The following is a 22,810-nucleotide window of genomic DNA, read 5'->3' as shown; positions in this document are numbered from 1 at the left end:
AAAGCCCTCTCAAATTAAATGAGAGGGCTTTTTATTTTTTTACTGTATTGAATATTGTTTAGTAATTTTTAATGAACAGTACATGCGCGTTTTTATACGCAGGTTTATTTAGCTGGAGTTTTAATTTTTTAAAGCTTTGCGTTGGCCCTTCGGATGCAAACATATTTACCAACCAAGCAGGGATGCTTCCGCCTGGATCGAGCTGGATGGTGTATTCTACTTTTACCTCATTCTTATTCAACGGAAAGATCAGCCATTTACTTATAGAGCTTTTTACCCGTACTATGCCATCTTTTACAGGCAACATGGCCGGTTCAACGGGGCCATCCATGGTTACTACTTTTGTGTCAGGGTTTTGGGTGGTGATGAGGTGCGCAATAAAATCGCGGTTTTGAGCAGGCCATGGCAAGCTTATTTCCGAGTAATAATAGAGGTCGGCAGGCGATACCTGTTTAACCAGGTGGATAGATTTAGTATGATATACCCATTCGGTACGTGTCTTCAAGTCCATCAAGGCAGCCACCATTTGCATTAAGGTGGATTGAAAGTTACATTCTATCCGCAATGCCTTTATCTTGGAGTTTGGAACCGGGCTTGTATATATCTTGATGCCATCATTTTCGCTCTTAAGCGTCCAGTTGGATTGGGCAAAAGATCTGGTGAACGCGAAGCACAGCAGCAGTACAATAAACAATAACCGTTTCAGCATAAAAAATCAGGGGATATACCCGCCAAAAATAATAAGCAGATAAATATTATGTGTCATACATTCAACACAAAACTAAATTATGCGCTGGCTACCAGTTTGCTAAGGCTACGGTAAACATATTCGTTATAAATATGCCGGCGTGCAAACCTCCCTGGCGAATCGGCATTTACCAGTTTAATATAAACTGCGCGCGGCACGTCAAAATATTCGTAAGCGTTACCGTCTGCAAACTCTACCCGCAACACCTGCGATTTGTACTCAAAATCGGTAATGGCTGATGTAGTGGTAGTAAGCGTATATTCGGCGAACGATTGGTTACGGGTTTCGGGGGCTATACTTACCAAAAAATGGTAGGCTTCAATAATGGTCTTGCTTTTTTCTTCGGCGTTAAGTTTGCTTTCTTCGCTATCCTGAAATTTATCAGGGTGCCATGCTTTCATCAGGCTTCGGTAAGTACTTTTTAATTCCTGCAACTCGGCAGCTTCGGTAACACCTAAAAGTTTTCGGTAATCGACAATTTTTTTCATTCTGTTTATCCTATTGTTATTGTCTCAGAAAACCTGTTCAAAGAAAATAATTTTGCAAAGGTAAGTTTAATTACCAACGTGTAGGCCCATTATAATAAATAAAACGCTATAGCGGCGCCATTGGCCGCTGTAAAGCTGCAGTTATCCACCGTCAAACACGGCGGTTAACCGGGCAAAGGTGGATTATATATAGCCGGGTTAGCTATCAATCCGGTTAACATCGCGTTCTTTAAAATCCGGCGCATGAATGCTTAGTTATCAGCTAACAGGAAGCGTAAACCAAAAAGTACTGCCCTTGCCTGCTTCGCTGTTAACGCCAATTTTACCATTGTGACGTTCTATTATTTCGGCAGATATGTACAGCCCCAGGCCCAGCCCGGAGTATTGCAGCCCGGTAGAGTCTACCCGGTAATAGCGCTCGAACAGGTGCGGGATTTTATCATAGGCGATACCTTCACCAAAATCCTGCACGGATATCTTAACCGACCGGCGTTGCCTTCTTACATCGATAATTATTTTGTAAGAAAGGGGTGCATACTTAATGGCGTTGTTCACCAGGTTAATAACAACCTGCTCTATTTTGCTCCTGTCAGCAAAAAGCTCAACGTCAGTGTCGCCCGTCAGTTCAAGCGAATGGTCGCCGTTTAAGAGTATGTGGTCGCAGCTTTCGCTGATCATTTCATCTGCTTTAAAGTGGGTTTTATTAAGCGCCAGCTGGCCCGCTGTTATTTTTGATACATTCAGCAGGCTTTCTATAAGATGGTGCATCTTTGTTAAACTGGTGTTGGCCTTTTCAATAAAAACCGACACTTTTTCGGGGTTGCTGTTGTTTTTGATAAGCTTATCCAGTATCTGTATAGATGCCTTTAACGATGTCATGGGGGTTTTAAGTTCGTGGCTCGCCACACTTATAAAATCGTCTTTTTGTTGCTGCAGGCGTTTAAATTCAGTAATATCCAGTACCGTGCCCAGCATGCGTTTGGGTTTATCGTCGTTATCGTAATAAACCTTGGCTTGCGATCGTATCCAGTGCACTGAGTCGTCAGGATGTATAACTCTTGCTTCATAAAACAGGTAGCCACTTTTCAGCGCTGCCTCATGGGCCCGTATGCGCAGTTCCTGGTCTTCAACATGAAAGGTGCCGGCCAGTTTTTTTCTTGATACAGCGGTGGTAAATCCAAATATGCTGTTAAACCTGTCTGACGTTACCAGCGTATCGGTATTCATATCCAGGTCAAAGGTGCCAATTTCGGCAGCCTCAATAGCCAGTCTGCCGCGTTCTTCAACATCTTCAATGTTTCGGCGTGCCACTACCTTATCGGTAACCTCAATAGCAATAATCATAATGGTATTTATAGTGCCGTCGAAGTGCAGCACGGGCTCGTAAACAAAATCGATAAATACTATTTCCGGCTCACCGTTGCGTATCAGGAACACCTCATGCTCCCGTGCCGAAAACGCCACGCCCGAACTAATAACATTGTTCATGATTGGGGCATACAACTGGGCGGCTTCGGGTATGGCTTCCCAAATAGAGTGGTTTTCCATGTCTTTCCGGCGTTTACCCACCAGTTTCAGGTACGAATCGTTCACCACCTCTATCATTAAATCTTCAGCCCGGATAATGCATATCCCAACGGGTGCCTGCCTTACCAGGTTATAAAGGGTCATTTCGCTTTCTTCCACAGCTTGCCTGGCCCGCTCTAATTCCGTTACATCTGTGTTAAAGGCTGCAACACCATAAACCTTGCCCTCGGCATCAAACATGGGCTGGTAGGTAAACTTATAATAGAAGGTTTGCATCTTGCCGCCTACTAAAAGATCTGCCCGTTCAGCATCGCTATGAAACGGCTTGCCGGTACGATACACACCTTGCAGGTAACCCAAAAATGGTTGGTCTTCAAGTTCGGGTAACGCTTCAAAAAAAGGTTTCCCAATTACCGAGGCATCCCTGTCCCACGCCTTTAAAGTTGCATTGTTAGCTACCGAGATGATCATGTTGTTACCCGTGCACACATATACCGGAAAGGGCGATATTTCAACAATGTCTCTAAATAGGCTTTCTGTTGGCTCCAAGTGATTAAAGTGTTGTACTAATTAAATAATTTACCTTCGTCAAAAATAAAAAACTTTACCACAGGTAAACTATAACAGGTGCGTTAAAATTCTTCTATTATTAGATATTAGATTTATTGTTTAAGGAAGCGCATAAACATAAATAATATTATTTTTTAAAACATTTTTCAGCGAAACGCTTTATAGTTAAATGTTATTTTGCAGCACTTGCTGATGATAACTAAAACCTTTATCAAAGCATAATACATTGAAATTTTTGCCGCGCCTTTTTATAGTAGTATTTTTAATGTTCTGGTTTGCGGCGCCTGCCAGCCTGTTTGCCCAAACCGCCCAGGATGCCGAGAGGCTAATTGTAGATACCGTGCCCAAGCCTAAGCCCAGGCGGGCAAAAGTGCCTTTTTTTGGTACTGTGCCACCAGAGACCAAACGTTTTGGGCGCGCTGCGGCCGAGTGGGGGCTGGCACAGGCAATCCCTTTTAGTTATGGTAAGTTTATAGCCCACGCCCCGTACTCAAATGTTACCGGCGCTACTATCTGGCGTAACTTAAACCCCGGCAGCTGGCAATGGGATAAGGATATTTTTCGTACTAACCAGTTTGGGCATCCGTACCAGGGCAGTTTATATTTCAGCGCGTTTCGCAGTAACGGGTATAGCTTCTGGCAATCGGCGCCGGCTGCTGTCGCGGGCAGTTACTTTTGGGAAACCTTTGGCGAAAATGAACACCCGTCGCCTAACGATTTTGTAAACACCAGCTTTGGCGGAATTGTGCTGGGCGAGATGAGTTACCGCCTCTCTAACAAAATAGTGAATAACCGCCACCGCGGTTTCGGACGCCAAATGGAAGAGATAGCAGCGTTTTTAACCAACCCTATGAACGGTCTTAACCGCTTGCTTGATGGTAAATGGGGCAAGGTTTACGGTAACCCGCGCGATAGGGATTCCACCCAGGTATCAGGGGAATTTGACCTGGGCGCACGTACGTTTAACAGCATCACCGGTACGGTTGGCGGCCATGCTAAGATCGGTATATTCGGCCGGGCTAAATTGATATATGGTAACCGTTATAAAGATTACAGCACCCCGTTCAGTAATATCTATATCAATATTGAAGCAGGTAAAGATGATAGCTCGGTGGTAAACCTGGTTAGTGTGTACGGATCTTTGGCGGGGTGGGAAATACGATCTAACCGTGACCTTAAACATTTAGCGATACTAAGTGCCAACTATGATTATATCAGTAACGAAGCTTTTTTTTACGGCGCGCAGAGCGTAAAGCTAAACCTGTTTTCGCGCTACGACGCGGCAAAAAAAATAAAATTTAATACTAATGTGGGCACAGGCCCGGTGTTATTGGCTGCTGTGCCTAACACCTACAACTCTAATGGCCGTAATTACGACTATACATCGGGCTTTAGCGTAAACGGCGGCGCGGGAATAAATGTAAATGAAAAGTTTTTTGCGGGTTTTGATTACCGCGGGGGGTGGCTTTTTACCGTTAATGGTAATAAATCGCACTATTTTCTGCATACCGCCACCACAGAGCTGCGCTATGCCTGGTCAAAAAAACTATCGCTGGCGGCCGAGTCGGGGTATTTCTTCCTGCGGGGGAAATATGATGAACATCCTGATGTGAACAAACGCTATCCTTATGTGCGTGTATCCACCCGATACAGCGTAGACTTTTAAGTTTACAGCGGTATAGTTATAAGCAATTTGTAGCTTAGTGATTCTAATTGAATCGTTATGAAAAGGATGTTAGTGCTTGCCTTAGTATGTGTTTTTGCTTATGGGGTAAATGCCCAAAACGCTCAATATAACAAAGCGCTGGCCGATTCGCTTGGCGCTGATGAGTACGGCATGAAGATGTATGTACTGGTAATACTTAAAACCGGCGAGAACAAGACCACCGATAAAATCATCATTGATAGCTTATTTAAAGGGCACATGGCTAATATTGGCCGCCTGGCTGCGAACGGTAAATTGGTAGTTGCCGGGCCAATTGGTAAAAACGATAAAAACTACCGGGGCATATTTATTTTTAACGCCAAAACCGTTGATGAAGCCAAACAACTGGTAGCGACAGATCCTGCCGTTAACAGCAAGCTACTTGATGCCGAATTTTATCCCTGGTATGGATCGGCAGCCTTACCGGTTTACCTGGAAACTCATAAAAGGGTAGAGAAGAATAGTCATTAAGCCGCATAGCGCCAGGCGGCGGGTTATATCGTGTAATGTTCAATAACGTCATCCGGCACTTTAACGCCGCGTCCGGTAGCCATATCTATCATCACATAATCAAAATAGCCATCGCAGCAAACCTTTTTGGTAGCTTTGTTGGTTAGGGTGAAAGCAACCCGGCAGCCTTTATCGTTTATAGTTTCGATGCCTGTTTTTACAATGAAGTGATCGCCCATGGTAAGCGCGCGTTTATAATCAACATGCGCGGTGCGTACCACCCAGCCAAAACCGCGCTCCATAAATTTTTCCATAGCCATACCGTAGCAGCGTTCCATCTGGTCGTAACGGGCGGCAAGCACATAATCAAAATACTTGCTGTTGTGTACATGCTGAAACATGTCTATATCATCGGGGCGTACACGCAGTTCGGTCTCGAAAGTTGAGTAGGGCATGGTTTGAAGTTAGAAGTCAAAAGTAAAAAGTTAAAATCGGAATTGTTGTTTTAATACTCTTTTTACTTTTATGATGAGATGCCGAAACAAGTTCAGCATGACACGAGTTCATTTTATCTGCACATCTGCACATCTGCACATCTGCACATCTGCACATCTGCACATCTGCACATCTGCACATTCCTATACCATCGTTTTCTTCCATTTACCTTTCTTAAACAGTATATAGGCTGCTATAGTTAACCCAATTTCGGCAATTGGGATTGCAATAAATACACCGGTTGGGCCCATTTCAAAATATTTTGCCAATAAATAAGCAAACGGTATCTGAAACAGCCAAAAGGTGAAGAAATTTATTTTGGTGGGTGTCCAGGTATCGCCGGCACCGTTAAAAGCACTTGTTAAAACCATGCCCATACCAAAAATAATAAAGCCCCCGCTTAAAATTTGCAGCGACCGGGTAGCCACCTTCTTTACCACATCATCATTTGTGAAGAACGAAGAAAAGAATTGCCCGCATGTTAAAAACAACACGCTAACGATTCCCAGAAAAACTACCGTGTATTTTATGGTTTGGAACACCGATTGTTCGGCCCTGTCTACCCGGCCTGCGCCAAGGTTTTGGCCAACCAGCGTGGCGGCCGCGTTGCTAAGCCCCCAGGCAGGCAGCAAAAAGAACATCATTAACCGTAACGACGTTTGGTAGCCCGCCGAGCCCTGGTCGCCGCCGGTGGTGGCAACCAGCTGCGCCAAAAATATCCAGCTGCAGCTCGCGATAACAAATTGTAAAATACCCGGGGCGGCCACTTTTACAATAGCTTTAATTTGGTGCCAGTCGGGGATAAAATAATTCAGGCGTACCCTTAAAGCATTTTTATTATTGAACAAGTTATAAACCTGGTACAATACACCCAGGCTGCGGCCAATAGTGGTGGCAATAGCCGCACCGGTTAAGCCAAACGCGGGAATAGGGCCAAGGCCCCTGATAAACACAGGGCACAATATGATGTTGGCTATATTGGCTATCCACAGGCTGCGCATGGCAATGGCCGCGTTACCGGCGCCCCTGAAAATGCCGTTTATTAAAAATAATAATACGATAATGATACTGCCGGCCATCATGATACGCACGAACGGCGTGCCATGATCGGCTGTTTCGGCTGACGCGCCCATCAAAAGCAGCAGATCGCGGGCGTGTAACCATCCAAAAATACTGATCACTAAATTTGCAGCTACCGCTATAACAATAGTTTGCATCCCCGCTTTTGACGCCGCCTCGGGGTTTTTTTCGCCAATGCGTCGGGCTACAACAGCTGTGGCAGCCATGCTTAACCCTATTGCTAACGAGTATATTACGGTCAGCACAGATTCGGTCAACCCAACGGTTTGGATAGCGTGGCTGCTGTTTTTAAGATGCCCCACAAAATACAGATCGACCAAAGCGAATACCGACTCCATAGCCATTTCAAGCATCATGGGTATGGCTAACAACACTATGGCCCTTTTTATGCTGATAGTGGTAAGGTCCACCTGCTCGCCTTTTAATGATTGTTTTAAAACGCTTAAAAATGATATTACTTTGCCCCGGGGCTTTACGGTTTGCGACATGTTATAGGTTAAATTAACTGGTGCTTTGCTAAATATACACTCTTTACGGTTTTATATGATAAAATGTAACTTTACAAATCTATACTGAAATATATCTACCTGTGCTGTGCATAAATGACATAATAAGGGGTATATTGCGACAAATAACAGTTAAAGTCAAAAATCCGAAGTAGAAGCGTTTGAAATCTTTGACCAAAGACTTTAAACTACCGACTTTAATACTTACCTTTGCACACAATTAATTAAGTATTCACGCTTTAGTATTATTCACGTAATGTATTTAAGTAAAGAAGCAAAGGCAGAGATCTTTGCAAAACACGGTAAAAGCGCAACCGACACAGGTTCGACCGAAGCACAGGTAGCATTATTTACCACACGTATCGCACACTTAACCGGGCACCTGAAAAAGAACAAACACGATTTTTCGACCCAGTTATCACTGCAAAAATTAGTAGGTAAACGCCGCGGATTGCTGGCATACCTATACAAAAAAGACATTGAAAGATATCGTGCTATTATCAAAGCTTTACAGCTTAGGGATATTATCAAATAACTTTTCTTATTTTTTTAAAAAAAGCCGTCCGCATATGCAGGGTGGCTTTTTTACTTTTGAAACAATATACACACACATAAAAAACCGGTGCGCTCCCAAAAGATGAAAAGCGCACTACAACACAAAAAAGATGAGTTTAAATGTAATTAAAAAGGTTATTGATTTAGGTGACGGCCGCACCATTGAGATCGAAACCGGTAAACTGGCCAAACAAGCCGATGGCTCGGTAGTAATTAAAATGGGCGACACCATGTTATTGGCTACAGTGGTGTCATCGCCCGAAGCAAAAGAAGGAGTTGATTTTTTACCACTTTCTGTTGACTATCAGGAAAAATATGCTGCTACCGGCCGTATTCCCGGTGGATTTTTACGTCGCGAGGCGCGTTTGTCAGACTACGAGGTATTGATCTCGCGTTTGGTTGACCGTGCACTGCGCCCGATGTTCCCTGAAGACTATCATGCTGATACACAAGTGATGATATCATTGATATCTGCTGATAAAGATATCATGCCTGATTGCCTTGCTGGTTTAGCTGCATCAGCGGCTTTATCGGTTTCTGATATCCCTTTTAACGGGCCGATATCTGAAGTGCGTGTCGCTAAAATTGACGGACAGTTGGTTATCAACCCAACTTTAAGCCAATTGCAAAATGCAACCTTAGAATTTATTGTTGCCGGCAGCGAGCACGATATAAACATGGTTGAAGGCGAAAGCGCCGAGATACAGGAAGAAGAATTGGTTGAGGCTATAAAATTTGCCCACACTGCTATTAAAGTACAATGTTTAATTCAAAAAGAATTAACCGTTGAAGTTGGCAAAACCCAGAAACGCGTTTACAACCACGAGCACAGCAACGAGGAGTTGAAAAAAGCCATCTACGCTGCTACTTACGATAAAGTTTACGCTACCGCGGCCGAAGCATCTGCAAAAGATGAGCGTGCTGCTAAATTCAAAACCATCCGCGATGAGTATATCGAAACTTTAGGCGAGATTGACGATATCACCAAATCTCTTGCTAAAAAATACTACCACGATGTTGAGTACGACGCTATACGTAACCTGGTATTAGACGAAGGCAAACGTTTAGATGGCCGCACCACTACCCAGATACGCCCGATATGGAGCGAAATTGGCTACCTGCCATCTGCCCACGGTTCGGCAGTATTTACACGCGGCGAAACGCAATCGTTAACTACCGTAACATTAGGTGCTAAAGACGATGAGCAAATGATAGACGGCGCGTTCATCAACGGTTATCAAAAATTCTTGTTACACTACAATTTCCCCGGTTTTTCAACCGGCGAAGTCCGTCCTAACAGGGGTGCAGGCCGTCGCGAGATCGGCCACGGTAACCTGGCAATGCGTTCTTTAAAACGTGTTTTACCGGCCGAAGACCAGAATCCTTACACTATCCGTGTTGTATCTGATATTTTAGAGTCAAACGGTTCATCATCAATGGCTACCGTTTGTGCGGGCACACTGGCCTTGATGGATGCCGGTGTTAAAATTACAGCGCCGGTATCTGGTATCGCTATGGGACTAATCACTAATGAAATGGGTACAAAATATGCTATCCTTTCTGACATTCTTGGTGATGAAGACCACTTGGGCGATATGGACTTTAAGGTAACCGGTACCTCAAAGGGTATTGTTGCGGTACAAATGGACCTGAAAATAAATGGTCTTTCATACGAGGTGTTAACCAACGCGTTAAACCAGGCTAAAGAAGGCAGGTTACACATCTTAGGCGAAATGGCTAAAACCATCAGCGCGCCGCGTGAGGATTACAAACCACATGCACCGCGTATCGTAATGATAAAAATTGATAAAGAATTTATCGGCGCCGTTATTGGGCCCGGCGGTAAAATCATCCAGGAAATGCAGCGCGAAACCGGTGCTACCATTTCTATCGAGGAAAAAGACAACCAAGGCTTTGTACAGGTATTTGCCGATAACAAAGCGGCTATTGATGCAGCCTTAAGCCGCATTCGCGCTATTGCTTCTAAACCCGAAGTTGGCGAGATATACGAAGGCAAAGTAAAATCAATTATGCCGTTTGGTGCATTTGTTGAAATTATGCCCGGCAAAGATGGTTTATTACACATATCTGAAATTGACCACCGCAGAATTGAGACCATGGACGGTATCTTTAATGTAGGCGACGAAGTGCGTGTTAAACTGCTTGATGTTGACAAACAAGGCAAATTGAAGCTTTCGCGTAAAGCTTTACTGCCCCGCCCCGAAAATAACAAGCCGGCCGAAAATAAATAACCGGCCTACCAAAGTAAAACCCTCTAATTAGAGGGTTTTACTTTTTAACAAAAAAAGTTTTTTTAATTAAAACCAAACGTAAGTCTTAGTTGTTAATTTTAGTTAAGTATAGTTATATCAGCGGACATAAAGCCGATCCCTTTATTGCAAATGACATCTACTACTAACGATCCTTTAGACTTTCTCAATAATTCACCCGGGGTGCAAAGCGGTGCGCAAACCGATCTGATCCAGAAATTATTGTACGAAATTATAAGGGTAAAAGAGTTAATTACTTATTACGATTCCATCCCTAATGGTGCAGGGCAGCTCGGCTCGTCTATTTTAACAGAGCTTGTTACCGAAGCTTATAACTCTTTGGTTAACTACGATACCATTTTAATGAAAAAATATTACGATCTGTTACTCAACTGTGATTGATACCTGAATTTTCAGCAGTAAAAAATCGCACAATATAATACCTTATTTCCAATGCAAAACAGGTCTGTTGGGTGATATTTACACTAAAACTTTCTCGCGCAGCTCCTGCGAAATTTCTTCCGTTACTTTTATAATATCAGCCGCTTCCTGTGTGTTATTGATAACGATCTTGTCGCACACATCCCGGTAGGGCAGCAAATACTCTTTATAAGCCGGTACCACGTGATTTATCCATTTATAGTAGGCGTCTTCGTTAGAGTAGCCGCGTTCGTGCAGGTCGCGCTTTAGGCGGCGCTGCAGGGCTACTTCTTCGTCGGCCTCAATAAATATGGTCATATCAAGTATGTCCTTAATTCTGCCGAAGTGCATAATAAAAAGGCCCTCCACAATAATAATAGGTGCCGGCTTTATTTCAAGCATTTTAGGGATAACATCCGGGTTGTTAAAGGTATATTCCTGTTTAATGAACGACTCGTTGTTCAATAACTTAAAAATGTCGCTCTCAAAATGGTCGTAGTCAATGGTAGAAGGGAGGTCGAAGTTATACTCCTTGTTCTCCTCCTTGGTCATAGTATGCCCCACCGGGAAATAATAATCATCCTGCGATACCAGACACACTTCGTCATCTCTAAAGTGTTCCAAAAAGCATTTTAAAAAGAAAGTTTTGCCCGAGCCACTCCCTCCGGCAACACCAATAACATAAGGTTTATTCATTAGGTGTACCGTAGCTGATGTTTACTTGAAAACGTTTATCCAGTGCGCCTAATGCTTCGGCCACATTTTTGGTCATTACAATGATAGCGTCGCGGGTCGACTGGCTGTCGGTAAACCGGCCGACAACCTTCGCAAAAGTAGTTCGGTTATTCATAGGGTTGGTAATACGCATAACTGTGCCAATAGGGGCAGTACGGTGCAGTATCAGTTTCTTATTAGGATCAAGGCTGGTGTCATCTATCCAGGTAGCTACGCCTTTTTCATTTTTTTCGAACAGGCCATAACGGTTTGTAGGAATATGCCGGTCCAGGCTGTCGGGGCTAACATAGGTCGAATCGCGCTTAGCTGTATCGGCATTTGCCTCTGCAGCCGGGCGCGGCGGGGTAGCGGCAACCCCGTTAGGTACCAATATAACCTGGCCAGTAGATAAGCTGTTTGATTTAAGCTTGTTTAAAGCGGTTAAGGCTTCAACCGTTGTGTTAAACCGTTTGGCAATAGCGTACAGCGTTTCGTGTGCCGAAACCTTATATTGCTGGGACGTTGCGCCGGCAGTATTATTTTTTTCGGTATCAGGCGCAGCTTTCTGATCTGCGCTTTGAGGCTGCTGCTGTTTGTTTTGTTGTGTTTTTACAGACCCCTGGTTATCGGGTTTAACTGGCGTTACCGGCGGTTGAACCACGGGCGTAGGCTCTACAATAGATCTATCAGTAGGTACCTTTATAACATGGCCAATTTGTAAAGGGGCGTTGTTATTAAATTTTTGAATGATTTTGGGGCTAACGCCATAACGGCGACCTATAGAATAATAATTGTCTTTTGGGTCCAGTTTATGCAGTATCACTTTTTTGCCGTTAAGGTTTTCTACCCCAATAGAATCAGGAAGGGCAGTTGCATATAATGCAGAAGTTAAGCCGAGCAAAATAGTAGATAACAGTAGTATTTTAAATTTCATAATAAATTCTTATTCAATAATTTATAGTTTTAAAACCTTTATTTCGGTGCGGTTTTTAATATAAATTAAAGCGCTTTTATGTAATACAAACGCCTCTGGTTGTAATTTTTGTATACCCTGGTTCAATAAATCGTGGTAAACTATGTTACCACCGTTCATGATATACAGATGCTGTTGCAAAGCCCCGTTTTTTAAAGTGTGCAAAGATACAATTCTGTAACTATTATGGTTTAGGAAATGCACCATGTTTCCGTAAGGTTCTTCGGGTAAAACATCCGTAAGTACCTGCTCGGCGGGCACCATATCGGGTATGACGATAAAATTCTCAAAAGGTTTATCCAGGTTTGCATCATAAGTGCTAATGGTTTTACCCGTGGCCACATCAGCCACAAATAATTTTTTTGGCTGAAGAGCGGTATTGTATACCGCCGGGCCGTTTACGGTTAAATGGTCGAACGCGAGGCTGTAATTACTCCACACTTCTTTCGGGGCAGTTGCGTCAACAGCAATAATAGCGCTATGCTCGGGGCTTGTTTCGTGTTTATAGTAGTGCAGTAACATCACTCCCTTATAAAGGGCCTCGATGCCCGTGAGCCACCGCTCGGGGAGCGTAAACGAATCAAAATATACCGTGCCGGTTAAAAGACTTATAGAAGTAAAGCTGGTTTGCTTATCGTTAGTATTGCGCACCTCGATGCCCATTATATCCATTTCCCCGTCAATTTGCAGCCGCCAAACTGTGCCGTTAAAGTTGTGGGATATGAATGGTTGTAGCATTGTCATTTGAGTGTGCAAATATGGGCATTAATATTAAAAGTGCTTAAATTTGATAAACAAAGCCCGCGAGCGGCTGTTATCACCAAAAAACTCACATATCATGGACGCTGAAAAAATTAGCCTCGAAGAAAAAAAAGTAAAACCGGTTGTTGATCACCTGAACGACCTGCTGGCAAATTACCATATTCATTATCAAAAATTACGCGGCTGCCACTGGAATGTTAAGGGCAAAAGCTTTTTTACCCTGCACGTAAAATTTGAGGAGCTGTACACCGAAGCCCTCACTACTATTGACGAGCTGGCCGAGCGCATACTTACCCTGGGTAAACCACCATACAGTACGTTTAAGGACTATATTGGTACATCAACTTTAAAAGAAGTTAATACAATTGGTATGAAAGATACCGATATGGTTAAGGCTTTAATAGAGGATATGGCCACCCTGATAGAAATGGAGCGCCAGATACTGGATATAACCGCCGATGCCGGTGATGACGGCACCAACGACATGATCAATCGTTTTATGCAGTTTAAAGAAAAGAATACCTGGATGCTGCGGTCTTTTGTGAATGAAGATTGAGGGCGAGGTTAGGCCTCACTTAAATCTAAAAACAAAAAAGCGATGAGTAGCCTCATCGCTTTTTTTATGCCTGCAAACTGCAAACTTTTTACTGCAAACTTAGAACCGGTAACCCAGTGTCAAATATGCATTATCATTGCTGTTCTTTAACATAGCCGCCGGGCTTGCGCTGCCAATATCATAAGGGAATATATTTTGATTGCCGCTTGAGTGAGCATAGGTAGCATCTACATAATAACTACCAAAACGCAGGCCAACACCGCCGCTTACCGTTTTTATGTCGCTGCCGTTGTCTTTACGGGCATCGCCCTGAATGCCGTAACCGCCGCGCAGCATAAAAAAGTTTGTAAGGCGCGCTTCGGCGCCTACATGCGCGTTAATGGCAGATTTATACAGGCTTTTTATATCGCCGTTATCAATAAAATCTGCATTATAGTCAGAACTGCTGCTCAGGTGGGCGCTGCTGTAATCAACGTATTCCACATCGCCGGTAATAAAGCCAAAATGCTTGATAAATACTGCTGCGCCGCCTGCCAATCTTAGCGGGGTGCGCATGTTATAGTTTAGCGTGTAATCGCCCGATTGGTTATTGTTTTGCGCGCTGTTACCGATCTTGGAACTGAGCCCTTCGTAATAAACATCGTCGATATTGTAAAAGGTAGGGGAGGTGAACACCGCGCCTAAACGCACCGCTTCGGTAGGTTTGTAAATAACACCCAGCCTGGCGCTAAACCCGGTTCCTTTTGTAATTTGGTTTTGCGAGTAAGCCGAAGAAAAATCGCGGTTAACGGGCGCGCCGCTTTCAAGTACCGACACGGTACCGTCTTCATAAAAAGTACCGAACGATTTGTAGTTGACATCTGTAAAACTAAGGCCTAAACCTAAGTAAAATTTATTGCTGTAATTGGCGCCGAAGGAAAGGTCGACGCCCGATTGACCGCCGCTGCGATTAATGATGGCTTCCTGCGCGGTTGAGCCCACATTGTTAGCCCTGTACTCGGCGGTGGTTGGGGTTAAAGCATACTGGTCTATTAACTGATGATCATACGCCCAGCCGGGCAATGTACCCTCACCGATGCCAAACTCGTTTGCCTGCGATGCAAAATAAGTGTTAATGGAGTTTGATCCGTTTGCGCCGCTGTAGTGGATATTTTGGTTGAAATCGTTGGTGCGGTTAAAGGCCACGCCATAATTTACGCTTAGCCACCCTTTATTTTTATCGGCACCGGCAGGTTTGGTTAACTGGTTATAAATGACCAACCCAGCATGGTTTAAATTACCGGTGTTACGCGAAGCGCTACCAGTTTGCCCCAGGTAGGTGGAGTTTGATTTGGCTCCATCATACTCGGGCGTAATGCTAAACTCCGATCTTGTAAAAAAGCCTAAGCCAGCCGGGTTACCGGTTATGTTGCTCAGGTCGCCGCCAACTGCGGTACCGGCATTCCCTACTGCCTTTATGCGCGAGGTAGATCCCGTTGTAGTTTGCGAGAACCGGATGGCATCCTGCGAATACTGGGCAAAGCTATTTTGGGTAAATGCTACTATAGCAATTACACTTAGTATATATTTTATTTTCATAAACTTTAGGTGTTTTATAATTAGTTCCTTACCGGCCTGCCGCCGCCACCGCCACCGCCGCTGCTGCCCGAGCTGGAACCGCCACCACTGCTTCGGCCGCCACCACTGCTATTGCTTGAAGGTGAAGAACGATCTACGCTTGGCTGATAAGTTGGCACATCGTTACGTACGCCGCGGGTAGCACGCGTATCGCCATATACCGGCCTGCCGCTTGTTTGTCCACTGTTGCCCCCGCGCGAGCCCCTGTTTGGAATATAACCAATACCAGTGTTTCGATCGCCATAAGCGGTACGGTGTGTATTGCCGTATGAACTGCCCGGGCTGCCATTACCCCTGTATGGGCGCGCGTTGCCCCGGTTATATGCAGAGTAGACGCCCCAGTAACCTCCACCATAGCCTATACCGGTGCCCCAGTAAGAGTAAGGTGAATAGTAGCCCCCGTAACCCCATGGTGAATAACCCCATGGATAACCATAGCCTCCCCAGCCGTAACCAATGCCCAGTCCCCAGCCGCCAAGGCCGTAGCCTATACCAAAGTTGTAACCGTAGCCACCGTAGTAGTATGGGTTAACACCACCCCAGCCCCAGCCGCCGCCAAAGTAAGGTGAGCCGTAGCCATAGCCGTAATAGCCGGCATCATAATATCCAAACGGGGAGTAATAACTGAAACGGTTTATGCGCGAGGCATAATCATCATAATAGAAATAATCATCCTCATCGCTGTACTGGTCGTTGGCCTCCTGGTTGTACTCTTCATTTCTGGTGATATAAACAGGTTCTTCGGCAGCCGAAGCATGCGAAAAATACACGTCGTCGTCGTTCTTAGAGGTGGATGCGGTTTTGTTAACGGAGCAGGAACTCAGCGCTACCGCGCCAATCAAAATAATTCCTTTAATAAGGTCCCTTTTCATTTTGTTTGTAAGGATGTAAAGTTCAAGGTCAAATAAACGTATAAATTTATAAATTTGGGCGTTATTAATTTTAATAACAAAGTCAATTTCTATTCCAAAGATCAATATATGAGCAAAGGTGTTATTAGTAAAGACGAAGATTATTCGCAATGGTTTAACGACTTAATAATTAAATCTGACATGGCCGAATATTCGCCTGTCAGGGGGTGTATGATCATTAAACCTTATGGGTATTCTATCTGGGAAAAAATACAGGCGGTGCTCGATAAAATGTTTAAAGAAACCGGTCACCAAAACGCTTACTTTCCGTTGCTTATACCAAAATCTTTTTTCTCTAAAGAGGCCAGCCACGTGGAAGGCTTCGCTAAAGAATGCGCTGTGGTTACTCACTACAGGCTAAAGAACGATGGCGATGGTAATATTGTTGTGGATGAAGAAGCAAAATTAGAGGAAGAATTAATTATCCGTCCAACATCCGAAACCATCATCTGGAACACCTACCGCGGCTGGATACAAAGCTACCGCGACCTGCCCATACTGGTTAACCAATGGGCCAACGTAATGCGCTGGGAAATGCGAACCCGTTTGTTTTTACGCACCAGCGAATTTTTATGGCAGGAAGGCCACACCGCCCACGCAACATCTGAAGAAGCTGTAGCAGAAACAGAACAGATGCTGGATGTTTATGCCGACTTTGCCGAAAACTGGATGGCATTGCCGGTGGTAAAAGGCCGCAAAACGCCAAACGAACGCTTTGCAGGCGCTTTAGATACTTATTGTATTGAAGCCTTAATGCAGGATGGTAAGGCCTTGCAGGCAGGAACATCGCATTTTTTAGGGCAAAATTTTGCTAAGGCGTTTGATGTAAAGTTCACCACTAAAGATAACGTGCAGGATTTTGTGTGGGCAACCTCGTGGGGTGTATCAACCCGTTTAATAGGGGCGCTGATCATGGCCCACTCTGATGACGCGGGTTTGGTACTGCCGCCAAAACTGGCGCCTATACAGGTTGTTGTAGTTCCTATTTACAAGCACGCCGAAGAATTGGAAAATATCACCACATATGTGAACGCTTTAACAAAAGAGCTTAGGGCTAAAGATATCAGCGTAAAATTTGATAAGCGAGATACCCATCGCCCGGGCGCAAAATTTGCCGAGTACGAATTGAAAGGTGTGCCTTTGCGCGTTGCTATTGGCAGCCGAGATATGCAGAACGGTACTGTTGAACTTGCCCGTCGGGATACCAAAACCAAGGAAACGGTAAACCAGGAAGGCCTTGCGGCACACATTGAAGCGCTGCTGGAGGAAATACAGGCAAACATTTATAAAAAAGCGGCTGACTTCCGTGCCGAAAACACCACCGAGGTAGACACCTACGATGAGTTTAAACGCATGCTTGACGAACAGCCGGGCTTTATATCGGCCCACTGGGATGGCACCGCCGAAACGGAACAAAAAATAAAAGATGAAACTAAGGCTACAATCCGTTGTATACCTTTGAACAATAAGCAGGAACAAGGCAAATGCATCCTGACGGGTAAACCGTCGACACAGCGGGTGTTATTTGCAAGGGCATATTAGCCCCCCAGCCCCCTGAAGGGGGAGCTTTTGAAAAGCATGGGCTGTTAGAAACATAAATATAAACCTGATACTAACGTAAAAGTGGTGTCGCAAAACCAAAATTCCCCCTTCAGGGGGTTAGGGGGTATGAAATTCGGAACAAAAGCAATACACGCAGGGCAGGAGCCCGACCCAACTACCGGCGCTATCATGACGCCGATATACCAGACATCAACCTATTGGCAAAAATCGCCGGGCGATAACAAGGGGTATGAGTACTCGCGCGGTACAAACCCAACCCGTAAGGCGCTGGAGGATTGCCTGGCAGCTTTAGAGAACGCTAAGTACGGCCTTGCTTTTTCGAGCGGTATGGGCGCTACCGATGCGGTAATGAAACTGCTTGCACCCGGCGACGAGGTAATTACCGGTAACGACCTTTACGGAGGGTCGTACCGTATCTTTACCAAGATATACGCTAACTACGGTATCAAGTTCCATTTTCTGGACCTGAGCAACCCGGACATTATCAATCAGTATGTTAACGATAAAACCAAACTGATCTGGATAGAAACGCCAACCAACCCAACCATGCAGGTGGTGGATATCGAAGCGGTTGGTAAGATATCGAAAGCCAATAATTTACTGTTTGTAGTAGACAATACTTTTGCCTCACCCTATCTTCAAAACCCTATCGATTTGGGTGCCGATTTGGTAATGCACTCGGTCACCAAATACATTGGCGGCCACAGCGACGTAGTGATGGGTGCCCTGATGCTGAACGACGAAGAGCTTTACAAAAGGCTTTGGTTTATTTACAACGCCTGCGGCGCTACACCCGGCCCTATGGATAGCTTTTTGGTGCTGCGCGGCATAAAAACGCTGCACCTGCGTATGAAGGCGCATTGCGAGAACGGCCGCCAGGTTGCCGAGTTTTTAAAAGGCCACCCGCGTGTAGAGAAAATTTATTGGCCGGGTTTCCCAGATTCAAAAAATCATGACATAGCCAAAAAGCAAATGCGCGATTTTGGCGGGATGATCTCTATCGTGTTAAAGGACGCCACGCTTGAGGATACCTACCGTATTGCAGGCTCTTTTAAAGTATTCTCTTTAGCAGAATCGTTAGGCGGGGTAGAATCACTGATCAACCACCCCGTAAGCATGACCCACGGAAGCATCCCCAAATCCGAGCGCGAAAAGGCCGGTGTAGTAGATAACCTGCTGCGTCTGAGCGTAGGAGTAGAGGATATAGAAGATCTGTTAGAAGATTTGAAACAGGCGTTGGCTTAATTAGTATCAGGTAGTTAGTATCAAGTAGCAAGATTTTTTGATTGCTTTACAATCTTGATACTAACTACTTGATACTCGATACTTAAAAATGAACGATAACCTCAAAGCCTTCCTCGACCAAAAAGTTACCCAATACAACCGCCCCGAGTTTATCGCCAATGATCCGGTGAGCATCCCGCATATGTTCAGTAAAAAGCAGGATATCGAGATCATGGGCTTTTGGGCAGCTACACTGGCATGGGGGCAACGGGTAACCATCATCAATAAATGTAAGGAATTGATAACCCTGATGGACGGCGCGCCATATGATTTTATCATCAACCACCAGGAACCCGACCTAAAGAAACTGATGCACTTTAAACACCGCACCTTTAACGACATTGATACGCTGTATTTTATAGCATTTTTTAGATGGCATTACACAAACCACCAGTCATTAGAGGATGCGTTCATCCCTGCTGACGGTGATTACACCCCCTTCAGGGGGCTGGGGGGCTTCCGCTCTTACTTTTTTTCCCTGCCAGATTTTCCGCATCGAACCAAAAAGCATGTGTCGTCGCCCTCGCAAAAGTCTACCTGCAAGCGGTTAAACATGTTTTTACGGTGGATGGTACGGAAAGATAATAGCGGAGTTGATTTCGGTATCTGGAACAAAATTAAACCGGCTGACCTGGTATGCCCCTGCGACCTGCACGTAGACCGTGTAGCCCGCCACCTTAAACTCATCACCCGCAAACAAACCGACTGGCAAACTGCGGTTGAGCTTACCGAAAACCTGCGCCAACTTGACCCCTTAGACCCTGTAAAGTACGATTTCGCCTTGTTTGGGCTGGGCATTGAACAGCGCTGGGGGGTAGAGGGAATACTGCCTGACTTTTAAAAGCTATCCTGTATAAGTTGTTTATCAATAACCGCACCGGCCTTGTTGCCATCGGCAATGGCCTAGCAACCGACCTGAACATATTGGCGTTATCTCCTGCGGCAAATATACCCTCAACCGTAGTTGCCTGGAAAAGGTCCACCTTAATAAAGCCTGCTTCTGTTATCTCGCAATTTAACAATTGCGGTATGCTACAATGTTGTTTTATTGCAGGGCGTGCGTAAATAGCATTTAAACTATACATAGAGCCATCGGTTAGTTCAAGGCCGCTTAGTATACCGTGTTTATGATTGAGCGCTTTTATTTCGTTTTCGTAAATATGGATGTTGTGCTTTTGTAATTTTTGCGTTTGCTGTGCTGTTAGCTGCGACGGGCCGTTGGTAAACAGCGTTAGGTTGTTTGTGCGTGTGCTTATCATCTTAGCATACTCGTAAGCCATATCGCCATTGGCAATAATGCCGGTTGGCTGGCTGCGTACTTCGTAACCGTGGCAATAAGGGCAATGCAAAACAGATATACCCCAACATTCGGCAAAGCCAGGTATATCAGGCATTATATCAACTACACCTGTGGCAAACAAAAGCTTTTTAGAAGTAAAGCTTTTACCGTCGCCGGTTATTACAGAAAATGTGCCGTTCCGATAAACCTGGGTAACAGTGCCATTTTCCATCTTTACGGTCGGGTATTTCAGCACCTGCTGCCGTGCCTTGCTTGTTATTTGAGCAGGCGTGTCCCCATCGTGTGTAATTAAATTATGCGAATGCGGGGTTTGCCTGTTACAGGGTTGGGAGCTGTCAATTATCAGCACGTTTCTTAAAGACCTACCTAAAGACATGGCTGCCGAAAGGCCTGCATAGCTGCCGCCAATTATAATTACATCAAAATTCATAAACAAAGGTAACAAGCCCATTGTTAAATGCAACTTAATTGCATTTGAAATTTTATTTAATACAATTCAATGACGATATTAGTCCAAAATAAGAAAGTGGTGACCCCTTCAGAAGAAATACAACTATCTCAGTTCCTAACCGGAAAAAGCGAACATACACTGATGCTGTTCGATCATTTTGTAGCGCAGTTTAAAACCGTAGGCGATATCACTGTGCACCCTGCAAAAACGATGATCGGTATAGCTAACGACCACAAACGCATAGCCTGGGTTACGCAGTTGGGCAAAAACTTTATCCATGTGGTATTTCCGTTCAAACAAGAATACCCCGATAACCTGTGCTTTCAGAAGATCGCGCAGGTGCCAGGCCAGCAGCAGTTTAATCACCACTTTAGGATGCTGAACTTGGACGATGTGAACGAAGAGGTGCTTGGGTTTATGAAACTGGCTTACCGCGAGGAGTGAGCTATAGGTTACTATCGTATATCGGTATGCCGCTTTCGTAAAAATCGGTAGACCGGCTTATGTTCTTTCTTGCCTCGTATGAAGCCATTTCTTTTTTAAGGATAAAATAAATAAGTACCGACCATATAAAGGGAAGCAGCAAAGCGAGGTAAGTATTAAGTTGCTTTTGCTTTTTTGTGAACACCGGCGCCTTAACAACTTTTAATATAGCCCATGCCGCTAAAAGGAAATGAACAAAAAGAAATGTAATAATCAAAATTTGCCCGCCGGTCATAATTTTATGCTTCTTCCTTAAAATAAACCTTATAATAATTCATCGCTTTATCATCGTCAAAACCCTTCTCGATCAGCTTATTATCACCATGTATATAGATATGGAAGTTCTTATCCAGCTTTAAAACACTTTTGTAAATGCGGGCCTGCTTTTTTACGGCATTGCCTGATATTTCGAAACTGTCGGCAATTTTGGTATCAAACTCCTCTTCGTACTGGTTCTTAAAGTTTTTAAAAGAGGTAATGGCTTCGGGATTGCTTATTACCTCTTCGCTGAACTCGTCCAGGTCAAAGGTTTCCTTCTCTTTAAAGTATTTCATCGAGCGGTTAAGCAGGTCTATCTTATCAGCCTTGCTCATTTCAAACTCGTCGTCCAGCTTTTGGGTAACAAAGTTTTTGTAGATGCCCAGGGTGTTGCTGGTTTGGTTAAAGCTGTCGTTACGGATCTTGAGTTGCAAAAATTCATCCTTCCAGTAAACAGCTGCGTCCTGCCCGCCGCTAACCTTGTCAACCACTACCACTTTGTAGCCGTTCTCTTTTTCGATATTGAATAGCAGCACACCTTTATCCAGCTTATTGATATTGATAGCATCCTGCTCGTAATCGACTGCAAAACCCCCGTTGTCGGGGTAAACTTTTAAGTAGGTCTCCTTATTTTCTGATTTAAAAATGCCGATGGCATCCAGCAAATCGCCCTCTATCTGTACGTTGTTAAAATATACCACGTAAAGTTCACCGCCTTTGATGTTAGGGTGGGTACTAACCTTGTATAAGTGTTTGGCGATCTGTTCGCTCATTTCATGGAACTTTTCCTTGTCCTCAAATACTTTTGTAGCAAAATTGTGTACCTCGTTAAGGGCCAGGTCGCCGCTGCTGTGCATCAGGTGGTAAACCTCGTTAGCTTTTTCAAAGGGCTTTAAAAAATACTGGATGAGCAGGGTAGGGATGATCTCATCCTTTAGTTCGAGCGAGTTTTCAGACAACGCGTACATTTCACCGGCCGATTGGTTGCCAACATGATGTACCGAAATAGTATCCAGCGAAGCTTCAAAAAAAGTTACCATAATGTGGCTAAATTAAGATTTTTAGTTCATGGTAATTTGCGACTTTTGTGTCAACCCGGATTTATTAAATCAAAGAGCCTGGAA

At 44.4% G+C, this 22,810-nt stretch carries 23 protein-coding genes; 10 read left to right on the top strand and 13 right to left on the bottom strand.

Going from position 1 to position 22,810, the window contains the following annotated elements; genetic code table 11:
* Positions 1-58 precede the first annotated feature (58 nt).
* The 3 genes from GWR56_RS18740 to GWR56_RS18730 form a co-directional block, all read right to left on the bottom strand.
* Positions 59-709, bottom strand: a complete 651-nt coding sequence (locus GWR56_RS18740; RefSeq protein ID WP_162432729.1) for an START domain-containing protein — start codon at positions 707-709, stop codon at positions 59-61.
* Positions 710-786: 77 nt separating this feature from the next.
* Positions 787-1,236, bottom strand: coding sequence for a KTSC domain-containing protein (locus GWR56_RS18735; RefSeq protein WP_162432728.1), 450 nt, complete (start codon positions 1,234-1,236; stop codon positions 787-789).
* Between the two features lie 258 nt (positions 1,237-1,494).
* Positions 1,495-3,312: an ATP-binding protein gene (locus GWR56_RS18730; protein WP_162432727.1), complete on the bottom strand. Its 1,818-nt coding sequence runs from the start codon at positions 3,310-3,312 to the stop codon at positions 1,495-1,497.
* Positions 3,313-3,559: 247 nt separating this feature from the next.
* On the opposite strand from GWR56_RS18730, the gene GWR56_RS18725 reads away from it, so the two are divergent.
* Both GWR56_RS18725 and GWR56_RS18720 read left to right on the top strand, forming a co-directional pair.
* A complete protein-coding gene (locus GWR56_RS18725) occupies positions 3,560-4,999 on the top strand; it encodes a DUF3943 domain-containing protein (RefSeq protein WP_162432726.1) in 1,440 nt (479 codons plus the stop codon).
* 57 nt (positions 5,000-5,056) lie between these two features.
* Positions 5,057-5,509: a YciI family protein gene (locus GWR56_RS18720; protein ID WP_162432725.1), complete on the top strand. Its 453-nt coding sequence runs from the start codon at positions 5,057-5,059 to the stop codon at positions 5,507-5,509.
* Between the two features lie 23 nt (positions 5,510-5,532).
* Here the strand turns inward: GWR56_RS18720 and GWR56_RS18715 are convergent, their stop codons facing one another.
* Together GWR56_RS18715 and GWR56_RS18710 are read right to left on the bottom strand one after the other, a co-directional pair.
* Positions 5,533-5,943, bottom strand: a complete 411-nt coding sequence (locus GWR56_RS18715) for a thioesterase family protein (protein ID WP_162432724.1) — start codon at positions 5,941-5,943, stop codon at positions 5,533-5,535.
* Positions 5,944-6,126: 183 nt separating this feature from the next.
* Positions 6,127-7,551, bottom strand: coding sequence for an MATE family efflux transporter (locus GWR56_RS18710; RefSeq protein WP_162432723.1), 1,425 nt, complete (start codon positions 7,549-7,551; stop codon positions 6,127-6,129).
* A 274-nt stretch (positions 7,552-7,825) separates the two neighbouring features.
* On the opposite strand from GWR56_RS18710, the gene rpsO reads away from it, so the two are divergent.
* From rpsO to GWR56_RS18695, 3 genes are all read left to right on the top strand, one after another.
* Positions 7,826-8,104 (top strand): 30S ribosomal protein S15, encoded by a 279-nt coding sequence (gene rpsO, locus GWR56_RS18705; RefSeq protein ID WP_162432722.1) that lies wholly within the window; start codon positions 7,826-7,828, stop codon positions 8,102-8,104.
* Between the two features lie 130 nt (positions 8,105-8,234).
* On the top strand, positions 8,235-10,376 hold the full coding sequence (pnp, locus tag GWR56_RS18700) for a polyribonucleotide nucleotidyltransferase (RefSeq protein WP_162432721.1): 2,142 nt from the start codon (positions 8,235-8,237) through the stop codon (positions 10,374-10,376).
* A 150-nt stretch (positions 10,377-10,526) separates the two neighbouring features.
* The gene (locus GWR56_RS18695) at positions 10,527-10,796 is read left to right on the top strand and encodes a hypothetical protein (RefSeq protein WP_162432720.1); all 270 of its coding nucleotides are present in this window, start codon (positions 10,527-10,529) and stop codon (positions 10,794-10,796) included.
* Between the two features lie 78 nt (positions 10,797-10,874).
* Here the strand turns inward: GWR56_RS18695 and GWR56_RS18690 are convergent, their stop codons facing one another.
* Genes GWR56_RS18690 through GWR56_RS18680 form a run of 3 tightly spaced genes read right to left on the bottom strand, consistent with a single transcriptional unit; the run spans position 10,875 to position 13,239 of the window.
* Positions 10,875-11,510, bottom strand: a complete 636-nt coding sequence (locus GWR56_RS18690; RefSeq protein WP_162432719.1) for a uridine kinase — start codon at positions 11,508-11,510, stop codon at positions 10,875-10,877.
* A complete protein-coding gene (locus tag GWR56_RS18685; protein ID WP_162432718.1) occupies positions 11,503-12,462 on the bottom strand; it encodes a LysM peptidoglycan-binding domain-containing protein in 960 nt (319 codons plus the stop codon). The genes GWR56_RS18690 and GWR56_RS18685 overlap by 8 nt, the downstream gene beginning before the upstream one ends.
* 21 nt (positions 12,463-12,483) lie before the next feature.
* Positions 12,484-13,239: a DUF4905 domain-containing protein gene (locus GWR56_RS18680; RefSeq protein ID WP_162432717.1), complete on the bottom strand. Its 756-nt coding sequence runs from the start codon at positions 13,237-13,239 to the stop codon at positions 12,484-12,486.
* A 100-nt stretch (positions 13,240-13,339) separates the two neighbouring features.
* On the opposite strand from GWR56_RS18680, the gene GWR56_RS18675 reads away from it, so the two are divergent.
* Complete coding sequence (locus GWR56_RS18675) at positions 13,340-13,819, top strand: Dps family protein (RefSeq protein WP_162432716.1); 480 nt, start codon at positions 13,340-13,342, stop codon at positions 13,817-13,819.
* Positions 13,820-13,918: 99 nt separating this feature from the next.
* Here the strand turns inward: GWR56_RS18675 and GWR56_RS18670 are convergent, their stop codons facing one another.
* Positions 13,919-15,397 carry a hypothetical protein gene (locus tag GWR56_RS18670; RefSeq protein WP_162432715.1) on the bottom strand — a complete coding sequence of 493 codons (1,479 nt, stop codon included), beginning with the start codon at positions 15,395-15,397 and terminating at the stop codon, positions 13,919-13,921.
* 20 nt (positions 15,398-15,417) lie between these two features.
* Entirely contained in the window at positions 15,418-16,308 is an 891-nt protein-coding gene (locus GWR56_RS18665; protein WP_162432714.1) for a hypothetical protein, read from the bottom strand.
* 108 nt (positions 16,309-16,416) lie between these two features.
* On the opposite strand from GWR56_RS18665, the gene proS reads away from it, so the two are divergent.
* From proS to GWR56_RS18650, 3 genes are all read left to right on the top strand, one after another.
* On the top strand, positions 16,417-17,889 hold the full coding sequence (gene proS / locus GWR56_RS18660; protein ID WP_162432713.1) for a proline--tRNA ligase: 1,473 nt from the start codon (positions 16,417-16,419) through the stop codon (positions 17,887-17,889).
* A gap of 126 nt (positions 17,890-18,015) precedes the next feature.
* A complete protein-coding gene (locus tag GWR56_RS18655; RefSeq protein ID WP_162432712.1) occupies positions 18,016-19,155 on the top strand; it encodes a cystathionine gamma-synthase in 1,140 nt (379 codons plus the stop codon).
* 88 nt (positions 19,156-19,243) lie between these two features.
* Positions 19,244-20,035: a TIGR02757 family protein gene (locus GWR56_RS18650; RefSeq protein WP_162432711.1), complete on the top strand. Its 792-nt coding sequence runs from the start codon at positions 19,244-19,246 to the stop codon at positions 20,033-20,035.
* Here the strand turns inward: GWR56_RS18650 and GWR56_RS18645 are convergent.
* Positions 19,920-20,924, bottom strand: coding sequence for an NAD(P)/FAD-dependent oxidoreductase (locus tag GWR56_RS18645; RefSeq protein WP_238395266.1), 1,005 nt, complete (start codon positions 20,922-20,924; stop codon positions 19,920-19,922). The two genes, GWR56_RS18650 and GWR56_RS18645, sit on opposite strands and share 116 nt — an antisense overlap.
* Before the next feature lie 69 nt (positions 20,925-20,993).
* Here GWR56_RS18645 and GWR56_RS18640 point away from each other — a divergent pair, with 69 nt between their 5' ends.
* Positions 20,994-21,389, top strand: a complete 396-nt coding sequence (locus GWR56_RS18640; protein WP_162432710.1) for a DUF5655 domain-containing protein — start codon at positions 20,994-20,996, stop codon at positions 21,387-21,389.
* Position 21,390: 1 nt separating this feature from the next.
* Here the strand turns inward: GWR56_RS18640 and GWR56_RS18635 are convergent, their stop codons facing one another.
* On the bottom strand, positions 21,391-21,663 hold the full coding sequence (locus tag GWR56_RS18635; RefSeq protein WP_162432709.1) for a hypothetical protein: 273 nt from the start codon (positions 21,661-21,663) through the stop codon (positions 21,391-21,393).
* Between the two features lie 4 nt (positions 21,664-21,667).
* Entirely contained in the window at positions 21,668-22,726 is a 1,059-nt protein-coding gene (locus tag GWR56_RS18630) for a nucleoid-associated protein (protein ID WP_162432708.1), read from the bottom strand.
* Between the last annotated feature and the right edge of the window lie 84 nt (positions 22,727-22,810).

This window comes from Mucilaginibacter sp. 14171R-50 (assembly GCF_010093045.1).
GTDB lineage: Bacteria > Bacteroidota > Bacteroidia > Sphingobacteriales > Sphingobacteriaceae > Mucilaginibacter.
Note: the sequence above shows the minus strand (reverse complement) of the source record. Positions and strands in the feature narration are given on the sequence as shown.